The sequence below is a fragment of the Mediterraneibacter massiliensis genome (genome assembly GCF_001487105.1).
Lineage (GTDB): Bacteria > Bacillota > Clostridia > Lachnospirales > Lachnospiraceae > Mediterraneibacter > Mediterraneibacter massiliensis.
Map to the genome: position 1 here is coordinate 429,524 of NZ_LN913000.1, position 18,772 is coordinate 448,295.

Sequence of the window (18,772 nt, forward strand, 5' to 3'; positions counted from 1 at the left end):
GAGAGCGGTGTGCGGATGTATAGAAAGTATAGATATAGGAGCTTATAATACGTGTTTAAATGGATGTAAATACTGTTATGCGAATTCTAGTCCGATAACGGTCAAAGAAAACATAGAGAAATATGATCCGCGTTCTCCTCTCCTATGCAGCGACATTACAGAAAAAAACGCTGAAAACATGTCTGTTTTCAGCGCTTTTTTCTGTAACGATCTTAACTGATTTTGATCGAGGTTACGATATCCCTGCATGCGGAATAAAAAATACCTACATCGACAGAGTTAGCGATATATTTTACGCCTAGAGATTTCCAGTAGAGCGCGTCTTTTGATGTATCAACAAAAGTGCCGACAGCAACATTAGCGTTTTTGGCTTTTTCAACAATGAGTTTCATTTGCTCGATCACATTTGGATGATGTACATTTCCAGGCAGTCCAAGTGATTGAGATAAATCATAAGGTCCGATGAAAATAATATCGATCCCGGGGACGGATAATATTTCATCCAAATTTTGGATTCCCTCGATTCCTTCTATTTGCAGGATGATCATTGCTTTATTTGCTTCTTTGAAATATTGAGATTTTTCAAGAGAAGAGTATTCCGCTGCTCTTACGTATCTGCATACGCCTCTATTTCCCTGGGGATAAAATTTGGCATATTGTATGGCTTTTTCTGCTGCTGTTTTATTATTTATCTGTGGGATCTGGATCCCGGCAGCGCCTAAATCCAAAGCTTTGCTTATATATTCTTCGCAGTTATCGGCTACACGTACGATGGGCAGCGTATCTGTACATTCGCACGCACGGATCAGATTGGGAAGGTGTTCATAACTGACCGGGCCATGTTCCATATCGAGTATACAAAAGTCGATTCCGCTTTTTCCAGAACTTTCGATAAATGAACCATCGTTGGTTTTGGAAAAGATACCAATGACGCAATCGGAATCCATCTGTTGCTTAAATGTGCGTATATCTGACAGTTTCATTGAGAAAGCCTCCTTTGCTTAAATGCTAGAGATGGAGAAAAATTTATTCTTCATTAGTTGTTTCTGTGTTTGTGTTTGACTCTTTCCTGATAAGATCTAGGTAATTATAAAGCGTAAATCGTGATATCTTTAAATGTTCACAAATCCGTTCGCTAGATTTGGTCACTAAAAAAGCACCCTTTTGATCTAAATATCTGACAAATTCAATCTTTTCTTCTCGTGAAAGCTCATCTACAGGTTTTCCGGCTCGGTTGTCGGCTTGGGTAATTAAAAATTCCAGGACTTCTGTAATATTATTTGCAAATACTTCTGAATCGGAAGGGGAATCAGAAGGTAAGATATTTGCCGCGGCAGGCTTTTGTGAAGTGGGAAGAATACTTTGGTCAGTATCCTCTTCTATCTCATAGCTATTGTATCGCTTTAAAAATTCTTCTAATCGTACAGTTTCGGTGATGTCGAGATTGATGCATAAGCAGCCAATAACATTACCTTCATCATTTTTGATAAACATAGTAGAGGAACGCAGGATCTTGCCGTCTCTTGTGTATACAACATAATTGTAACGGTCCCCTTCTTGTACGGTGCCGCGAAGGACTTCCAGGCCGAGATTACTTCCGCAGTCTCCTATATTTCTGCCGGTAATATGTCCGTTTCTTATATCGACAATAGTATGATTATAATCTTTTGTCAGATCATGAAGGATTATTTCGCAATTTGAACCAAATTGATGTTCTAACATGGACATAAGACGTTGCCATGTATCCCAATCGTCATAAATAGTCTTCATTATAAAGTTCCATCTCCCTTGTATTAGTTTTGATAATGAAATGTTAGCATATAAAATGTTATCTGTAAAGATGCAATATAACAAAAAGTATGGTTTGTGTGGCTTTTTGATGAAAAAAGAATATAAAAAATGATGAAGCTGACAAAAAATAATGAAAATATTAGATGACAGATGGAGGAAATATTTAAAATTTCAAACAAATTGTATTGCTTTTTGGTGGCGAAATAATGATGAAAAATATGGAAAACAAGAAAAATATAGTGGAAATAGGTGAAAAAAACAAAAAAATTGTTGAATATGCATAAAAATATGAGATATAATTATGTAAATTTACTATTTACAAAAATCAAATTAATTGTTAGTATTCAAATAAATAGTTTGATTAATCAAAAAGCACGTGTGAAATGAAAGTAACTAGAAAATTTAGCAAAGACGGAGGTTGAAATATGAGTGCAGAGGAAAGAGTAAAGGAATTAGGTATTATTCTTCCTATTCCTGCAAAGCCGGTAGCAGAATATGTCCCTGTGAAGCAGGTGGGAAAGCTCTTATATATATCAGGGCAGGATTGTAAAAAAGATGGAAAACTTCTTTATGAAGGAAAAGTCGGAAAAGAGCTTACTGTAGAGCAAGGCCAGGAAGCGGCAAGGCAGTGTATGATTAACGCGCTTGCAGTTTTGAAACAATATTTAGGAAATTTGGATGAGATAAAGCAAGTTGTGAAAGTATTAGGTTTTGTCAATTCTGCGGATGGGTTTGTGCTGCAGCCGGCGGTGATAAATGGGGGATCAAAGTTATTGGTAGAAGTATTTGGCGAAGATGGAAGACACAGCAGAAGCGCGATATCTTCAAATGAATTACCTTTTAATACACCGGTAGAAATTGAATTGATCGTGGAAATAAAGTAAAAGGATGATAGAGGAGGAGAGAGAATGGATATCATTACAATTTTGATCATGGCATCGATCGTAGCGTCTACGCTTTTGATGATCATTGGACCGATTTTGGAATTCAGAGGTAAAATTTTCTTCTTAGAAAGCAAACATGCACCTGTTACGAGCAAACGGTACGGAATGTGGATCATGGCATTGGGAGCGGCTATGTTTATAGGCGGATGTGTATTGAGGAGTATGATCTCCGGACAGATCATCAATATTCTTGTTCTTGGAGGATATGCGGTATGGTTTGTAGGCGGCTTTATTAGCGTAAGCCGAAATGAGGTTATTAAGATGTTAGAAAAATAAGGGGGTGTTTTTGTGAATATTTCATTTCTTGATATTGCAATTATGGTATTATATTTAGTGTTCACATTATTTATAGGATACTATGTCTCAAAAAAAGTAAATGGTTTTGAGGATTTTGCCTTGGGCGGCCGGTCGTTTGGCCCATTTGCCCTGGCGGCAACATTTGGAGCAACGAATTTTTCTACATGGAGTATGGTCGGAAAGCCTGGTGTTGTTTATAATTCTGGTATCTCGGTTGTGTGGATCGCGCTGAATGCCTGTGCTTGTGTGCTGGCAGCGGTCGTGTTTGTGCCTATTTATCGTAAGTTGCGTTATACAACGATGTCAGAGATTTTTGAAGACAGATATGACGGAAAGGTACGAAGTGTGATCAGTGTGATCTGGGTCATCGCAGATACAATGAACCGCATGGGTGTTACTACTTATGCGGCGGCAGTAATTATAAGTCTGTTATTCGATATTCCTTTGTGGATTGTGATCATTGGTACAGCGATCATCGTTTTGATCTATACCTATCTTGGCGGTCTGACATCCGTTGTTGTAACAGATGTTATTCAATTCGTCCTGATGTGGATCGGCTTATTTATTGGAATGGTATTTATTTTTAAAGAATTTGGCGGATGGACTGGACTGGTTGATGCTGTTCCGGCGGAAATCATGGAAATTGTTCCCGGAATCGAACATCCAAACGGATGGCCGTATATTATCGCGATGACATTATTAGGCTTCCCTTATTTTATTACGAGTCAGTTTGTTATGCAGCGTGGATTGGGAGCCAAAACAGTAAATGTTGCCAGATGGGGAATTTTATTTGCAGGACTGATTGCAATCCCAATGGCGATCATGGAGATCCTTCCGGGAATTGCTGCGAAAGCAATGCTTGATCCAGCTACTGTTGCGTCTATGAATCCGGATATGGTCGGACCGACTATCTTTATGCAGTTATTGCCGACAGGGTTATTAGGAATTTTCTTTTCCGCACTTATAGCAGCCGGGCTGTCTACTGCTGATTCAGCACTGTGCGCTTCTTCTTCTTTGATCACAGAAGATTTTTATAGAAAATGGAAGCCAAATGAATCTTCAGAAAAGTATTTAAAAGTGTCTCGTATCGTAACGATCATCATGGCTGTTTTGGGAACATGTTGGGCATTGTTAGTGCCAAAGATCGGCGGCGCATTGAATGCAATCCTGAATGTAATTGCGATAACAGATATGCCAATATTTGTAATTATTGTTTTAGGATTATTTATTAAGAAGATAAATGCGACAGGAGCATTGGCAGGACTGCTTGCAGGAACAGTGTGCGGAGCAATCGTATCCTTTACCGGAACCGGCGGGATCCAGGCACTGGCGGCTACAACGGCCACAAGTACATGTGTATCATTGATTGTTTGTCTGTTTGTTTCTTATCTGACAAGAAGAAGTACAGTGGAAGAAAATAGAATGAGTAAGTTCTTTAACAGAATTTCTATGCCGGAAGAAGAGTAATGAAAAGAAGAGGGTGTCTTAATTTGCAGGATTAAGGGGCCCTCTTTGATAAGTAGGAGGTTTATATGAAAAAAGTTAAGTTTGGAATTGTAGGAGTTGGAGACTTTGGGGTCATGCATATTCAGGCATTAAAACAATTGCCTGAGGCGGAAGTCCATGCAGTCAGCTGTAGAACAGAAAGCCGATTGAAAACAATCTGTGAGAAATATAAAATTCCTAATTGGTATACGAATGTGGATGATCTTATGAATGATCCGGAGATCGATGTGATCATTGTTGCTACAGGGGAGGATACACATTACAGCTTTACAGAGAAGGCGATCCGGGCCGGAAAACATGTGTTATTAGAAAAACCCATTTGTTTAAATATGGAAGATGGGAAAAAGCTGCTAGAATTAGAGCAAAGTACGGATCTATATATTTTGCCGGGACATATCTTACGTTATGACGCATCTTACAATAATGCTTATAGAATATTACAAAATGAAGATATGTATGGTAGAATTTTATCCATCAGAGTAAAAAGAAACGTACCGATCGAGAGATTTTCGCTGCATTCAAGAACACATCCGGTTTTTATGGCATTGGCGCATGACATAGATATCATTACATGGCTGACAGATTCTCACATAAAAAGCGTCTGTGGAATCCAGAAAAAATCGAAAGAGGAATATAGAAGTCCTGATATTGTGTTTGGGATCGCAGAAATGGAAAATGGCGTAGTATGTAATCTGGAAACGCAGTGGAGGCTGCCTAATGAATTTGGACAGTATTTGGATACGGAATTGACAGTGATGACGGAAAAAGGGCAGTTGAAACTGAATTGTCCGGGGAATACACTTGTATCTATGTTTGATGGAAAGTTAGAAAGTCATGACATGACATTATGGCCGGAAATCAACGGTGAGATTACAGGAGCTTTGGTAAACGAAAATAAGCATATGATCGATCTGGTTTTGGGGAGAACGAAGAAACCGGTCGTTACTGTTGAACAGGCAGTGCGCGGTATTGAATTTTGCCAGTATTTAATTGAATCTTGTAATACCGGTAAAATTGTGGAAAGGGGATGAATAGCCAAATGAGATTAACGGAAGATATTTACTTGGTGGGAAGTGCGGAATTTGGGATTTCCAATGCATATGACTGTCATGTTTATTTGATCGACGGCGGCGAAGAAGCGGCGTTGATCGACTGTGGCGTGGGGTATGATACTGGACAGATCATCCGAAATATAGAAAAATATATAGATATAGAAAAATTGAAAAAAGTATATCTTACGCATCTGCATGCGGATCATTGCGGGGGTGGAAGGGACCTGCAGGAATTAGGGATAAAAATCGCCGCGCCTCGAAATGAATGGGAAGATATGCAGGCTCATCCAGATGAGATAAGAGAAGCTTATGAGATTTCCCAAAATTCAGGATGTTATCCGGAGGGAAAAGAATTTATTTTCCCCAATCCTGACTTGTATGTTACGGATGGAGAAGAACTTAAAGTAGGAAAATATACATTAAGATGTATTGAATTACGTGGGCACAGCGCAGGGCTGATGGCATATTTTTTAGAGGATGGAAAAAGAAAAATCTTGTTTTCCGGAGATTATGTCTTTGTCAATGGACTAGTCGGACTGTTGAATTGTCCGGGCTGTGATCTATCTTTATATAGACAAGATATTAAAAAATTAAAAGGACTTGAAGCAGATATATTATTGCCGGGACATCGGATGGTCGTAATGGATCGTGCACAGGAACATATTGACAAAGCGATTTATCATATGTCCAGAGCATTTATACCGCCGTCGTTTTAAGAGTGAGAAGAGTATGAAAAGAGAAATCAGTCAGATATTAAAAGAGTTTGTAGAAATTCCAAGTGTAAATCCAGGAAATTGTAAATTAGAAGACAACGATTTTTTCGGGGAAGCTGCTTTTGTGGAGCATGTGTATGAAATGTTTTGCGCAGAGGGGTATTATTGTGAGAAACAAGAAGTGCTGCCCGGCAGATGCAATCTGCTGATCCGTATGAATGAGCGTTTAGGAGAGAAACCAATCGTTCTGTTTCAGACGCACAGCGATGTCGTAGATGTAAAAGAGATGAAAGACGCATTTTCTCCAAAGATCCGTGAAGGGAAACTGTGGGGACGAGGGAGCTGTGACGCCAAAGGGCAGCTGTGCGCAATGCTTTTGGTAATGGAACAATTGAAGGAACAAAAGGAGGAGCTTCCGTTTGATCTTTGTCTGGCATTGTGCTGTGATGAAGAATTTCAGCACAGAGGAGTGGATGAATTTTTAAATTGGGAATATAGAGATAAGGTTGTTTTTGCTGTGGTCGGTGAGCCGACAGAATTAAGAGTGGCTTCAGCCTGTAAAGGAAGTATCCGCTTTTGCATTGAGACAACAGGGACTGCAGCACATACATCTATGCCGGAAAAGGGAGAAAATGCGATTTATTTAATGGCAAAGATCATCCAGATCTTTCAAAATAAAATCGAAAAGCAGACTGTATGCAAACATGACTCTGCGTGCAAAAATGCAACAGTAGCTGTGTCTCTGATACAAGGGGGAACGATCGTAAATTCGGTCCCTGACCGCTGCGTTATTCATATAGACAGAAGGATGATACCGGGAGAAACATGGGAAACGGTATATCAAGAGATTGAAGATATGGTCTGTGAAGAATTAAATGAGAGCGAAAAAGCTCGTGTTATATTCCAAAAACCATATTTGATAGATCCGTCTTATGGAACGAAACTCGAAGAAGATAGGAAGAGGATCATCGGTGAAGTATTGAAAAAACATGGTTTGCATGAACAGATAATAGGTTTGCCTTACGGCTGTGACGCAAGCAAACTGGCGAAATGGGAAATTCCGGTATTTGTTTTTGGACCCGGTTCCATAGAACAGGCACATACGAAAGAAGAATATATTGAAATAGAGCAAATTGTGAAAGCGTCAGAAGTATTAAAAGATGTAGTCTTAAAACTGACAGAGAAGGAGTGAGAGTATGGGGGCTTTGGAAGAAATCATTTGTGATATAAGAAGTACGGCGCAAAAATGCTATTTAGATACAGGCGCCATGTCTTTGATGCCTAAAACAGTGTTTGAAGCGGTTGAAGATTTTCATGAGAGACGCAGAAGAAATGGACCGTCATTTGCAGAGTATTGGAAAGAAGTAGACACGTTGCGAAGCAGAACCGCGCAATTGATAGGAAGTGCCCCGGAAGAGATCATGTTTTTGCAGAATACTTCTCTGGGAATCAATCTGGCGGCAAAAGCTGTGGATCTAAAAGAGGGAGACAATGTTGTTGTTACCAATATAGAATTTCCATCCAATATATACCCATGGATGAATCTGGAATCACAAGGGGTAGAAGTGAGGATGATAGATTTAAATGATGGGATACTTAACGAGGAGAAACTGGCAAAGATATGCGACGAAAAAACGAAGGTGCTGAGTATAAGCTGGGTACAGTCGTTAAACGGTATGGTGACAGATCTGCAGATGTGCAGTGAGTTTTGCCAGGCACATGATATCGTATTTGTCGTGGATGCGATACAAGGACTCGGCGTACTGCCGATTGATGTGAAGAAGGTACATATTGATTTTTTGGTAAGCGGATTTTTTAAATGGCTTTTAGGCCCTGATGGAATCGCGTTTGTTTATATCAATCAAGAAATACTGAGAGATTTGAAAAATCCATTTATCGGTTGGGCAGGAATGAAAAATAAGTTTGATTACACGACATATAAATTTGATCTGTCGTTAGAAGCTAGGCGATATGAAACTGGGAATATGAATTTTTCCGGAATTTTTGGAGCGAGGCAAGGAGTAGAAATCATTTTAGAACATCAAGAAGAGATATGTAAAAAAGTACAAAATCTAACACAGTATTTGAGAGACGCAGTTCAAAAAATGGATGGAGCAGAAGTTTTGTCTCCGCTAGAAGGAGAAACGGCGGGAATCACACTTATAGGCTGCAAAGATTCGAAACAAAAGTATGAGCTGCTGCAAAAGAAAGGAATAACAGCAAATTATAGGAATGGTATACGAGTTTCCCTGCATTTCTATAATACAACGGAGGATATTGATTATTTTTTAGATACTATACGATAACATGGAAGCTGAAGGATTCTGTTTCATAGGTGGACGATCATCTATGAAGCAGGGTTCTTTTTTATGCTTTTATAGGTACAAAACTAATAAATCAAAGAAGGGCAAAAAACTTGCATTTACTTTTTCATTTTAGGGTAAACCCAAAATAATAAAAAAATTAGCACTCACCTCTTGACAGTGCTAACATATATGTGCTATATAATAAGTAGAACAAAGAAAAAGGAAAAAGATATAACATATCGTATTTCTGATTCTTTAGATTCCACGCTTACAACACTTGCGAAGGACTTCAAGGGTGCTGATGGCAACTGCGTAAGCGGTTCATAGAAAATTTTGAAAAGCAGAAAGTGAAAGGAGAAATGACGTATGATGATGCCTAGTATTTTTGGAGAAAATTTATTTGATGATGATTGGATGAGTTTCCCGTTTGAAAGTGACTTCTGGGGAAAGAGAAATCCACTATATGGGAAAAACGCAAAAAATATGATGAAAACAGATATCCGCGAACATGATCAAGGGTATGAGATCGATATTGATCTTCCGGGATTCAAGAAAGAAGAGATCAGCGCTCAGCTGGAGGATGGATATCTGACCATATCTGCTTCCAAAGGTTTGGATAAAGAGGAAGAAGACAAGAAAGGTAAATATATCCGTAAAGAGCGTTATGCTGGAGCTATGCAGAGAAGCTTTTATGTAGGAACAGCCCTTACCCAGGAGGATATAAAGGCGAAATATGAAAACGGTATTTTAAGACTTTCCATTCCAAAGAAGGATGAAAAGGCTGTAGAGACGAAAAAGCATATTGCGATCGAAGGATGATAACTAGAGGTACTCATAAAGTAAAGTCCTTATCACATAGAACATCCCGGTTCTCAATAAAATTTGAGAGAGCCGGGATGTTTTTGATTTATACGACGGGACAGCAGTAATGGACATATACTTAAAATTTTTTAAGAATGCTTGAACAGGAACGCTCCTTTTCCTATACTATTGGGTAAAAAGGAGGGCTATATATGATTGATGAGCTTATAAAATATAACCAACAGTTTGTGGAGAAAAGAGCGTATGAGCCATATGTTGCCAGTAAGTATCCGAATAAGAAACTGGCGATCTTGACATGTATGGACACGAGGCTGACAGAGCTTTTGCCAGCCGCACTGGGAATAAAAAATGGAGATGTGAATATCATTAAGAACGCGGGCGGTGTGGAGGATATGTACGGCAGTGTCATGCGGAGTCTTCTTATTGCGGTTTTAACGTTAGGAGTAGAAGAAATTATGGTGATCGGACATACGGATTGTGGAGTGCAGGGAATGATTGGAGAGCAGCTGTTGAAGAAACTAAAGGAGAGAGGGATACAGCAGGAGCAGATGGATAGTATAAAAAATAGAGGAATAGATTTGGAGAATTGGCTTAATGGCTTTGATTCGGTGGAGCAGTCAGTAGAGGATACAGTGCATGTTCTGAAAAGTCATCCCTTGATGCCGTCAGACGTTGAAATCAAAGGCTTCATTATGGATTCGACAACGGGATTATTACAGGATGTATTATGTGTAAAGAATAGAAAATAAAATTTGGAAGTACGAAAAAGCGCGGTTATCTTAACAAATATTAAGGTAACTGCGCTTTTTCTTGTAAGATTTGATTCTTATACTAAATAAAAGAAACAGGGTAAGTGTTTTGACGGATAAAGGAGGATGGAACATGAAGATTAAAAGACCTGCCGTAGCAGGAACATTAGAATCCAGCGACTGTCAGGTAGCAGTGGAAGAGGGAGAAGGGATAATAGAGTTGTCGTTGCGCAGCGTCGTGATCAATCAGTATGGAGATCAGATAAAGAGGGTCGTCTATGAAACATTGGGAAATCTTGGCGTAAAAGATGTAAAAATTACAATTGTAGATAAAGGAGCGCTTGACTGTACGATCAAAGCGAGAGTAGAAGGCGCAGTATATCGTTCTGTGGGACAGAACGAAAATTTACCGTGGGGAGGTGCTATTCGCCCATGAATCCGAACAAAAAACGATTAAGAAGAACCATGATGTTTCTAAACGTACAGAAACCGGGGCTCATAAAGGATCCGTATATTTATAAGCCAGATTCTATTATGTTGGATTTGGAGGATGCAGTTGCAGAAAATCAAAAGGATGTGGCAAGATTTTCCCTATTTCATGCTTTGCGTACGATTGATTATAGAGGGTGTGAAAGAGTCGTCAGAATTAACGGCTTGGATACGCCATATTGGAAAGAAGACATTCGCTGCGCCGTAGCTGGAGGATGCGATTCTATCCGAATACCTAAGACCGAATCCGGACAGGATGTAAAAATGGTTGAAAGAGAGGTGCAGTATGCGGAGAGGGAGTTTGGAATACCGGATGGAAGCATACTGATCATGGCAGCAGTTGAGTCGGCGCGAGGAGTTATGAAGGCATTGGAGATCTGTGAATCTTCTGAGCGATTATTTGGAATTGCCCTTTCCGGAGGGGATTATACAAAGGATCTGCAGACGCATATCACAGGAACGGGGATCGAATTGATGGGAGCGCGCCAAAATTTAGTGATTTCGGCAAGAGCAGCGGGTGTACAGTGCTTTGATACCGTGTATACGGATCTGAATAATATGGATGGTTTTCGGCAGGATGTGAAAACCATCCATTTGATGGGATTTGACGGAAAGTCTGTAATCAATCCGCGACAGATAAATGTAGTACATGAGATTTTTACACCGACAGAGAAGGACATTATTTTCGCGGAAAAAGTAGTAAAAGAAATAGAATCAAAGAAAGCACAGGGGATCGGTGTATTTACTGTAGACGGTAAGATGATCGATATCGCTTTTTATGACGGCGCAAAGCGGACGATAGACCTTGCGAAGGCATCGGGTGTATATAAGGGGGATTTGAAAGATGATTAACGCGGTAGGAAGAGAAATTCCGGAAGACATTCTTAAACTGACAGGAAAAGAAGTGTTTCATGGAAACCACTATTATGATGGATATGAGTACAAAAAGGATAGTCCTAAAACAACATGTGTGATTAATTCGAACGGCAGTAAATTGGTGGACAGTATCCATGATGTGTTGGAAAAATGTGAAATCAAAGATGGGATGACAGTCAGCTTTCATCATCATTTCCGGGATGGAGATTATATCGTTAATATGGTCATGAGTGAGATTCATAAGATGGGAATCAACGATATCACGATCTGTGCAAGCTCGCTTGGTAAAGCGCACGATCCCATTGTGGAATATATCGAAGATGGAACCATTACGAATATTCAGTCATCCGGTGTGCGAGGAAAAATAGGAGAAGCGATTTCAAATGGAAAATTGAAGGGGCTTGCGATCATGCGGTCTCATGGGGGGCGTGTGCGTGCAATTGAGACAGGTGAAACGCATATCGATATCGCGTTTATCGGAGCGCCTACTTGTGACGACTATGGTAATTGCCGTGGTATAGGAGGGAAGAGCAATTGCGGAGTGTTGTCTTATGCGATGGTAGACGCTATGTATGCGGATAAGGTAGTAGCGATTACAGACTGTCTTGTGTCGTTTCCGAATTTTCCGGCACACATTAGTATGACGGAAGTCGATTATGTGGTGCAAGTCGATGCCATTGGAGATCCAAAAAAAATTGCTGCGGGAGCGGCAAAACCGACGACGGATCAGAGAAAATTGATGATGGCGGACTATTGTACGAAATTTGTGACAAATTCTCCATATTTTAAGGATGGATTTTCTTATCAGACTGGTGTAGGAGGTGCGTCGATTGCATCAACGATATATTTGGCAAAAGTCATGAAAGAGAAAAATATACGTATGAGATTCGGCGTAGGCGGTCTGACAAAGCCAATGTGTGATCTTTTGATCAACGGGCAAGCAGATTGTCTGTTAGATACACAGGATTTTGACCTGGATGCTGTGGAATCGGTAAAAAATCTGAATCATTTCCGGATCAGCGCAGGTGAATATGCAGATCCATTTAATAAAGGAGCGGTCGTAAACAAATTGGATTTTGTGATCCTGGCAGCGTTGGAAGTAGATATAAATTTCAATTGTAATGTAGTAGTCGGTTCAGAAGGGATGATAACAGGGGCGCAGGGCGGGCATCCGGATACGGCAGAGGGAGCAAAATGCTCTATTGTGATTGTACCGCTGCTTCAGGGTAGGATTCCGGCGATTTGTACAGAAGTAACAACAGTAACGACACCAGGGGAAAGTGTAGATGTTGTCATTACAGACTATGGGATCGCTATAAATCCGAGAAGACAGGATCTGATAGATGCAATGAAGTACGTAGATCTTCCTTTTACAACGATTGAAAATTTGCGTGATATTGCATATGCTATTGCCGGAGAACCGAAAAAGGTACAATTTTATGAAAGAGTTGTCGGTATTATAGAAAGCAGAGACGGGACTATCATGGACGTAGTACGGCAAATCAAACCGTTTGAATTTGAAGAGTAGGCAAGGAGTCAGATTGTGGAAGTAACAGTACAGGATGTTTTGAAATTTCGAGATAAAAAAGCAGAGATACAGAAACAATTAACCGAAAAGTTTCCAAACAGTATTATAGTCAGTTTGGGGATGAATATTCCAGGACCTGTGAAAACTGGTCTAGCAGTGTACTATGGTTTTTGCGAAGGAAAAGAAAATCTGGAGTGGCTCCTTTCCTGTCGGGGGACGATCCGGAAGAAAATGCAGATAGAGGATAAAGCAGGATATGCGGCAGTCTATGCAGTGGACGGGGAGGAGCGGCAGCATATAAAGGAGCGGACGATAGAATTAGAAGAGACACATCTGCTGGGGAGAATATGGGATATAGACGTGCTGGATGAACAAAGTGTGCCGCTTATGCGTCAGCAGCTTGGGATAGCGGAAAGAAAATGTCTGCTCTGTAACAGCAATGCCAGAGAATGTTGCAGAAGTAGAAAACACTCAGCAAAAGAGCTGCAGGAAAAGGTGTTTGCAATCCTGGAAAGCTGGATGGCCGAACAGGATCCTCCTGTATTTTAAAAGAAAGGCAGAAGAGATGGGGAAGCAGGCCGACACAAAATATAGGAAACAGATTGCTTTGAGAATCGGAAGTCTTGCGCGCAAAGCATTGTTGGAAGAAGTGTATACGACGCCGAAGCCGGGACTTGTAGATTTATGTAGTAATGGAGCACATACAGACATGGATGTTTCTGTGTTTGAGAAAAGTATAGACGCTCTTTTTCCTTGGTTTGTCAGAATGGCAGAACAGGGATATACATGGAACTGTTCTACAGAAGAACTGTTTCTGGGTATACGAAAGACAGGTATTCTGGCAGAAAAAAAGATGTACCAGATAACAGGAGGGATAAATACACATAAGGGTCTGATTTTTACATTGGGTATTTTTTGTGCAGCAGCAGGACGGTGCGCCAGGGAGGGGGGTGTGCTCACGCTGGAACGCTTAATAAGAACAGAACAACAGATGACATATAATGTGCTGATGAAGGAAATAGAGTTTTTAAAAGAAAAAGAACCAGACAGCAACGGAGAACAAAATTTGAAAAAATATGGCTCTTATGGCGTGAGAGGAGAGGCAATTTTAGGCTATCCTGTGATTACAAAGCTGGCAATGCCGGTTATGAAAGAAGGAATGAAACGGCAGGAAGAGTGGAATCGGATCAAATTACAGACATTGTGTGTGCTGATGAGTCAAGTGGAGGATTCGAATGTCCTTTTCCGGAAGGGACCGGCAGCGGTAGTTCAAATGCATCGATATGCAGAAGACTTTTTAGAAAAGGGCGGCGCTTACACGGAAGGTTCATATAAGTACTTGTTAGAATGGGACAGAGAATATATCCGGGAAAATATCAGTCCGGGAGGCTGCGCAGATTCTTTGGCGGCGGTGATATTTTTAACAGCATTGTTAAGAGAATTCGGAGGAATAGAGCCATGATACTGGAAGGGAGGCCTTTGAAAGGAAAAGAACTGGTAAATCTGAAACAATTTCTCAATCGGATGGAGTTGAAGTATGAGGATGAGATAGAGTATTCGATCTGCATTTTAGATAATGATTCTTATGAGATCATAGGAACTGGTTCAGTCGAGCAGAATGTAATTAAATGTCTTGCTATTGATCCTTTGCATCAGGGGAAAGGATTAGCATCTATAATTATCAGCAGTCTGGTACAGTATAGTTTTGAAAAAGAAGTTACACATTTGTTTATTTATACAAAGCCAAAGAATCAGAAGCTGCTTGCGGAGATGGGGTTTTATAGGATTCTCATGACAGAGGATATTTTATTTATGGAAAATCGGCAGGAGGGTTTTTCATCTTTTTTAAAACAGCTGCTGGAAGAAACACCGTCGGAAGCATTGGAACATAAAAAGCAGATAGGCGCTGTAGTAGCTAATTGCGATCCCTTTACGAAAGGGCATCGTTATCTGATTGAAAGCGCTTTGAAAAAGTGTGATTATCTGCATTTGTTTATCTTATCGGATGATAGAGGGAGGTTTCGTGCAAAGCAGCGATATGAAATGGTGAAAGAAGGGATCCGTGGGTTAGACAATGTGATTCTGCATCATACTTCAGATTATATGATTTCTTCGGCTACATTTCCAACCTATTTTTTTAAAGACAAAGTACAAGGCCAAAGGGCAAACTGTAAACTGGATTTGGAGTTATTTGTGAAAAAAATTGCCCCGGAACTTAGAATTACAAAACGGTTTGTAGGAACAGAGCCGATGTGCAGGATTACAAATAGTTATAATGAAGAGATGAAAAAGTGGCTGCCGCTTCATGGAATCTATGTAGAAGAGATACAGAGAAAAGAACTGAAGGGAAAACCAATCAGTGCGTCAGAAGTAAGACAGTTTCTAAAAGAAAAGCAGTATACGAAAATAAAAGAGTTGGTACCTGAGCAGGTGTATGGAATCTTGATGAAAATAAACGGAGGATGGTCGTGACCGGGCAGGTCAGCCATCCTTTGTTTTATAGATTTGAAGTATTGGGTTTTATGGGAAAAAGCGGTATCCAAGTCCGCGGACAGTTATGATGTGTCTAGGATTTTGTTTATCGTCTTCGATCTTGCCGCGGAGTCGGTTGATGTAGACCATAATTGCATTATCGTCTACGGCAATTGTATTTCCCCATACATGTTCGTAGATCATATTCCTGGTAAAAACTTGCTGGGGATGCTTTATAAAAAGTAAAAGCAAAGTACTTTCTTTTGATGAAAGGAAAAGTTCTTTCCCGTTTTTGTAAAAACGCATCGCAGAGTTATCGTAGGAAAAAGGACCACATTCTAATAGGCTGGAGCTTTCCAGAATTAAATTTTTATTGCGTCTGATCAGTGCCTTCACTTTCGCGCCCAGTACAAGGGGGCGGAAGGGCTTGGTAATATAATCGTCAGCACCCAGTGATAATCCATATAAAGAGTCGTAATCTTCATTTCTTCCACTGATGATCATAACAGGTGTGGTGATTCCGTGGGCACGGATTTTTTTAATAATTTCAAAACCCTCTATATCACCGAGCATAATATCCATGAGGATTACGTCAAAGATATGGCTGCTAAGTATAGATAATGCCTCTTTACCGCTGTTGACAACGGTTGTTTCCAGTTCGTTGCTGCGCATTACTTTTTGTAAAAGTTTACAGATAGCCGGGTCATCATCGACAATGAGGACTTTATCGGACATACAGGAACCTCCTTTAAAAAGTAAAATGAATCTTTTCTAAGATTATATAGTATTGTGGGAAGTGAAACAAGGTATCTTAGGTTTGTCAAACATATGTTACAACATACTGAATAAAATCTCCAAGAGTTCTTTCTATTCTTTCATTGTATGAGAGTATCGGGAGAAGTCCGAAAGGATTAAAAACAGCGAAAAGAACTGGGGAAAAAGAAGGATAAGGCAGGGGACAGAGTTTATGAACAAGATTGTTAAAAAGAGAGCGTTGAAAACGCAGATAGGGATTATCTTTGTACTGCTTGTACATATTATTGTAATCTTGCTGTTTGGAAGGTATATCTGGAATGGATACCGCGATGTTTTGCTGGATAATCAAAAAGCGCAGATGATGAATACAACGCAGATTTTGGGACAAAATATCAGCACGCTGTTGGCAGACTATAGAGCTGATCTGGAATTGATCGTAAAAATGGAGCAGGAAGGAAGAGGAGACGACAGCTTTTACAGAGAATATCTGGACACGCAGGAAAGGTTTGAAGTTGATCTGATCTGGAAAGATAGAATTGGTCAGACGGAAAAGAGTGTGCGGAAAATCACATTGAGCAATCCGATATTGTTTACGCAGATGGATGAAAAATACAGTATCTGGCAGTACGAGGATTCGGCGGGTAAAAAATATTTAGTATTTCAAAGAACATTGGAGTCAGGCGGCTCATGCAGTCTGGTAGTTGACGAAGAGACGTATTATCAGAAGATGATCTCAGGCATCCATATAGGAACAAATGGATATGTAGTCGTGAAGAGCGAGGAGGGTAAAATTATTATGCATCCTGAGAAGGAACAGTGGGGAATCGATGTCATAGAAGGGCGTAAAACCATGTATCCGAATCTGGATTTTTCAAGTCTGGAAGAACTCGTAAAGCGGCAGAGCAGCGGCAAAAGCGGTGTTTTAGAATACTATTCTTATTGGTGGATGAAGGAAGAACTTCCAAAGGTAAAAAAAGTGAGCGCCTATACGCCGGCAGAGGCAGGCGATAGTTTCTGGGTAGTCAGTGCAGTCATTGATTACGAAGATTTATCTGCGCCTATGACGGACGGCTTTCGCAGCCTGGTCCTGATATTTGGGGTGAGTATTATATTTTTTATTATTCTTGCAGGCTATATTACAAAGCTTCTGTTTGATCGGCGAAAGGCTGCCTCAGAGATTACCTATTTAAGGAAATTAAATCAGATTTTGGAAGATCTGCATCGAAGTGAAGAGACGATTGCGCACCAGCAGAGATTACAAATCATGGGGACTATGACTGGAGGGATCGTTCATGAATTTAATAATTTTTTGACACCGATCATGGGACATGCGGAGCTGTTGATGCTGGGACTTCCTGAAGGCTCTGACGAGTATGACAGCGCAAAAGAGATTTATGAGGCATCTGAGAAAGCCAAGGATGTAATCTGGCAGATTTCGCTTATGAGCAGAAAGAATGTGGAAACGGTATATAAACGAATCGAGGGTGAAAAGTTTTTAAAGCGAGTGGCTAGGATGGTAGAGTCTGTATGCCCTCCAAATGTCGGATTATCTATGGAAGTTGAAAAAAATGTATTTCATATTCTAGGAAATTCTACACAGTTGAGTCAGGTAATCTTGAATATAGGCATCAATGCGATTCATGCAATTGGGCATGCAGAAGGAAAGCTGCTGATCAGAAGTAAAAAAATTTCTAGAGAAAGGTTGAAGCAGTACATACAAACAGAGATTACCGGAACATGGCAGCACTATCTTCAGATAGATATACAAGATAATGGGAGCGGTATGGATACGGAAACATTGAAACAGATTTTTGAACCGTTTTTCACGACAAAGAAAAATGGAGAAGGAACCGGACTTGGTCTGTCCCTGGCAGAACAGATCATTAGTTCTCATAAAGGATATATCTGCGCAGAAAGCGAATTGAACAAGGGAACCATATTTCATATATTTCTTCCGGTTATAGAAACAGAAGAACTGCCGATGAAAACGGAAGGGAGCAGACGGCTTCGTTTTATACTTGCTGATGATAATGTGAAAATACTGCAAATGCTGCAAAAGAATTTAGAAGGGCAGCAGGCGGAGGTCATTGTATGCCGAAATAAAGAGGAATTGGAAAAAAACGTCAAAAAGCAGGCCGTGGATGTATTGTTGATTGATGAAAGTCTGGAAGATGGAAGTGGAATAGAGTATTGTATGACTCTGATGGGCAGACAGGAAAAGATTATTTGTATCTTGATGGTAAACCAGGTGACAAGGGAAGTGGCAGAGGCAAAACAAAGAGGGATAATCAATAAATATATTGAAAAACCGGTATCAGACCAGACAATATTTGAGGCGGTGTATCAATGTATCCGAGAAACGAAAGTTTAGATTTCATAAGGGGGAGAGTTCTTAATGAATTTTAAGGAGAAATATGTATTGTTGTAAGGTTGCTCTTTTATACTGTAAACATCATATAAAGAAGAGAAAG

20 protein-coding genes are annotated in these 18,772 nt (G+C 40.1%); 17 read left to right on the forward strand and 3 right to left on the reverse strand.

The annotated features are described in order from the left end of the window. Positions 1-7 precede the first annotated feature (7 nt). On the forward strand, positions 8-220 hold the full coding sequence (locus BN3282_RS15545) for a DUF1848 family protein (RefSeq protein ID WP_408606313.1): 213 nt from the start codon (positions 8-10) through the stop codon (positions 218-220). Here BN3282_RS15545 and BN3282_RS02805 read toward each other — a convergent pair. Then, positions 213-983, reverse strand: a complete 771-nt coding sequence (locus tag BN3282_RS02805) for an HpcH/HpaI aldolase family protein (protein WP_059066600.1) — start codon at positions 981-983, stop codon at positions 213-215. The genes BN3282_RS15545 and BN3282_RS02805 overlap by 8 nt on opposite strands. A 43-nt stretch (positions 984-1,026) precedes the next feature. Beyond that, a complete protein-coding gene (locus BN3282_RS02810; RefSeq protein ID WP_059066601.1) occupies positions 1,027-1,770 on the reverse strand; it encodes a helix-turn-helix transcriptional regulator in 744 nt (247 codons plus the stop codon). A gap of 446 nt (positions 1,771-2,216) precedes the next feature. On the opposite strand from BN3282_RS02810, the gene BN3282_RS02815 reads away from it, so the two are divergent. From BN3282_RS02815 to citC, 15 genes are all read left to right on the forward strand, one after another. Next, positions 2,217-2,675 (forward strand): RidA family protein, encoded by a 459-nt coding sequence (locus BN3282_RS02815; RefSeq protein ID WP_059066602.1) that lies wholly within the window; start codon positions 2,217-2,219, stop codon positions 2,673-2,675. A gap of 24 nt (positions 2,676-2,699) precedes the next feature. Further along, positions 2,700-3,011, forward strand: a complete 312-nt coding sequence (locus tag BN3282_RS02820; RefSeq protein WP_059066603.1) for a hypothetical protein — start codon at positions 2,700-2,702, stop codon at positions 3,009-3,011. Positions 3,012-3,023: 12 nt separating this feature from the next. Further along, on the forward strand, positions 3,024-4,499 hold the full coding sequence (locus BN3282_RS02825; protein ID WP_059066604.1) for an SLC5 family protein: 1,476 nt from the start codon (positions 3,024-3,026) through the stop codon (positions 4,497-4,499). 65 nt (positions 4,500-4,564) lie between these two features. After that, on the forward strand, positions 4,565-5,569 hold the full coding sequence (locus BN3282_RS02830) for a Gfo/Idh/MocA family protein (protein ID WP_059066605.1): 1,005 nt from the start codon (positions 4,565-4,567) through the stop codon (positions 5,567-5,569). Between the two features lie 8 nt (positions 5,570-5,577). Continuing rightward, a complete protein-coding gene (locus BN3282_RS02835; RefSeq protein ID WP_059066606.1) occupies positions 5,578-6,306 on the forward strand; it encodes an MBL fold metallo-hydrolase in 729 nt (242 codons plus the stop codon). A 13-nt stretch (positions 6,307-6,319) separates the two neighbouring features. Further along, positions 6,320-7,495: a M20 family metallopeptidase gene (locus BN3282_RS02840; protein WP_059066607.1), complete on the forward strand. Its 1,176-nt coding sequence runs from the start codon at positions 6,320-6,322 to the stop codon at positions 7,493-7,495. 4 nt (positions 7,496-7,499) lie between these two features. Next, positions 7,500-8,609 carry an aminotransferase class V-fold PLP-dependent enzyme gene (locus BN3282_RS02845; protein ID WP_059066608.1) on the forward strand — a complete coding sequence of 370 codons (1,110 nt, stop codon included), beginning with the start codon at positions 7,500-7,502 and terminating at the stop codon, positions 8,607-8,609. A gap of 366 nt (positions 8,610-8,975) precedes the next feature. Continuing rightward, a complete protein-coding gene (locus tag BN3282_RS02850) occupies positions 8,976-9,428 on the forward strand; it encodes an Hsp20/alpha crystallin family protein (RefSeq protein ID WP_059066609.1) in 453 nt (150 codons plus the stop codon). A 194-nt stretch (positions 9,429-9,622) separates the two neighbouring features. Continuing rightward, positions 9,623-10,180, forward strand: a complete 558-nt coding sequence (locus BN3282_RS02855) for a beta-class carbonic anhydrase (RefSeq protein WP_059066610.1) — start codon at positions 9,623-9,625, stop codon at positions 10,178-10,180. Positions 10,181-10,313: 133 nt separating this feature from the next. Beyond that, positions 10,314-10,616 carry a citrate lyase acyl carrier protein gene (gene citD, locus BN3282_RS02860; protein WP_059066611.1) on the forward strand — a complete coding sequence of 101 codons (303 nt, stop codon included), beginning with the start codon at positions 10,314-10,316 and terminating at the stop codon, positions 10,614-10,616. Next, entirely contained in the window at positions 10,613-11,521 is a 909-nt protein-coding gene (locus BN3282_RS02865; protein ID WP_059066612.1) for an aldolase/citrate lyase family protein, read from the forward strand. Before citD ends, BN3282_RS02865 begins: the two co-directional genes overlap by 4 nt. Then, the gene (gene citF / locus BN3282_RS02870; RefSeq protein WP_059066613.1) at positions 11,514-13,073 is read left to right on the forward strand and encodes a citrate lyase subunit alpha; all 1,560 of its coding nucleotides are present in this window, start codon (positions 11,514-11,516) and stop codon (positions 13,071-13,073) included. The genes BN3282_RS02865 and citF overlap by 8 nt, the downstream gene beginning before the upstream one ends. A 15-nt stretch (positions 13,074-13,088) precedes the next feature. After that, complete coding sequence (citX, locus tag BN3282_RS02875; protein ID WP_059066614.1) at positions 13,089-13,622, forward strand: citrate lyase holo-[acyl-carrier protein] synthase; 534 nt, start codon at positions 13,089-13,091, stop codon at positions 13,620-13,622. A gap of 58 nt (positions 13,623-13,680) precedes the next feature. After that, entirely contained in the window at positions 13,681-14,535 is an 855-nt protein-coding gene (locus BN3282_RS02880; protein WP_162858206.1) for a triphosphoribosyl-dephospho-CoA synthase, read from the forward strand. Next, positions 14,532-15,545, forward strand: a complete 1,014-nt coding sequence (gene citC, locus BN3282_RS02885; protein WP_059066616.1) for a [citrate (pro-3S)-lyase] ligase — start codon at positions 14,532-14,534, stop codon at positions 15,543-15,545. Before BN3282_RS02880 ends, citC begins: the two co-directional genes overlap by 4 nt. A 48-nt stretch (positions 15,546-15,593) precedes the next feature. Here citC and BN3282_RS02890 read toward each other — a convergent pair whose 3' ends face one another. Then, positions 15,594-16,280 (reverse strand): response regulator transcription factor, encoded by a 687-nt coding sequence (locus BN3282_RS02890; RefSeq protein WP_059066617.1) that lies wholly within the window; start codon positions 16,278-16,280, stop codon positions 15,594-15,596. A 232-nt stretch (positions 16,281-16,512) separates the two neighbouring features. On the opposite strand from BN3282_RS02890, the gene BN3282_RS02895 reads away from it, so the two are divergent. Then, positions 16,513-18,672, forward strand: a complete 2,160-nt coding sequence (locus tag BN3282_RS02895) for an ATP-binding protein (protein ID WP_082667441.1) — start codon at positions 16,513-16,515, stop codon at positions 18,670-18,672. Positions 18,673-18,772: the final 100 nt, after the last annotated feature.

What these genes read in the sequence shown, in the direction of transcription:
- BN3282_RS02820 (WP_059066603.1), top strand. Translation starts at nt 2,700, where the DNA reads ATGGATATCATTACAATTTTGATCATGGCATCGATCGTAGCGTCTACG.
- BN3282_RS02865 (WP_059066612.1), top strand. Translation starts at nt 10,613, where the DNA reads ATGAATCCGAACAAAAAACGATTAAGAAGAACCATGATGTTTCTAAAC.
- BN3282_RS02890 (WP_059066617.1), bottom strand. Translation starts at nt 16,280, where the DNA reads ATGTCCGATAAAGTCCTCATTGTCGATGATGACCCGGCTATCTGTAAA.
- BN3282_RS02840 (WP_059066607.1), top strand. Translation starts at nt 6,320, where the DNA reads ATGAAAAGAGAAATCAGTCAGATATTAAAAGAGTTTGTAGAAATTCCA.
- BN3282_RS02845 (WP_059066608.1), top strand. Translation starts at nt 7,500, where the DNA reads ATGGGGGCTTTGGAAGAAATCATTTGTGATATAAGAAGTACGGCGCAA.
- BN3282_RS02815 (WP_059066602.1), top strand. Translation starts at nt 2,217, where the DNA reads ATGAGTGCAGAGGAAAGAGTAAAGGAATTAGGTATTATTCTTCCTATT.
- BN3282_RS02850 (WP_059066609.1), top strand. Translation starts at nt 8,976, where the DNA reads ATGATGATGCCTAGTATTTTTGGAGAAAATTTATTTGATGATGATTGG.
- BN3282_RS02810 (WP_059066601.1), bottom strand. Translation starts at nt 1,770, where the DNA reads ATGAAGACTATTTATGACGATTGGGATACATGGCAACGTCTTATGTCC.
- BN3282_RS02830 (WP_059066605.1), top strand. Translation starts at nt 4,565, where the DNA reads ATGAAAAAAGTTAAGTTTGGAATTGTAGGAGTTGGAGACTTTGGGGTC.
- citF (WP_059066613.1), top strand. Translation starts at nt 11,514, where the DNA reads ATGATTAACGCGGTAGGAAGAGAAATTCCGGAAGACATTCTTAAACTG.
- BN3282_RS02835 (WP_059066606.1), top strand. Translation starts at nt 5,578, where the DNA reads ATGAGATTAACGGAAGATATTTACTTGGTGGGAAGTGCGGAATTTGGG.
- citC (WP_059066616.1), top strand. Translation starts at nt 14,532, where the DNA reads ATGATACTGGAAGGGAGGCCTTTGAAAGGAAAAGAACTGGTAAATCTG.
- citD (WP_059066611.1), top strand. Translation starts at nt 10,314, where the DNA reads ATGAAGATTAAAAGACCTGCCGTAGCAGGAACATTAGAATCCAGCGAC.
- BN3282_RS02895 (WP_082667441.1), top strand. Translation starts at nt 16,513, where the DNA reads ATGAACAAGATTGTTAAAAAGAGAGCGTTGAAAACGCAGATAGGGATT.
- BN3282_RS02855 (WP_059066610.1), top strand. Translation starts at nt 9,623, where the DNA reads ATGATTGATGAGCTTATAAAATATAACCAACAGTTTGTGGAGAAAAGA.
- BN3282_RS02805 (WP_059066600.1), bottom strand. Translation starts at nt 983, where the DNA reads ATGAAACTGTCAGATATACGCACATTTAAGCAACAGATGGATTCCGAT.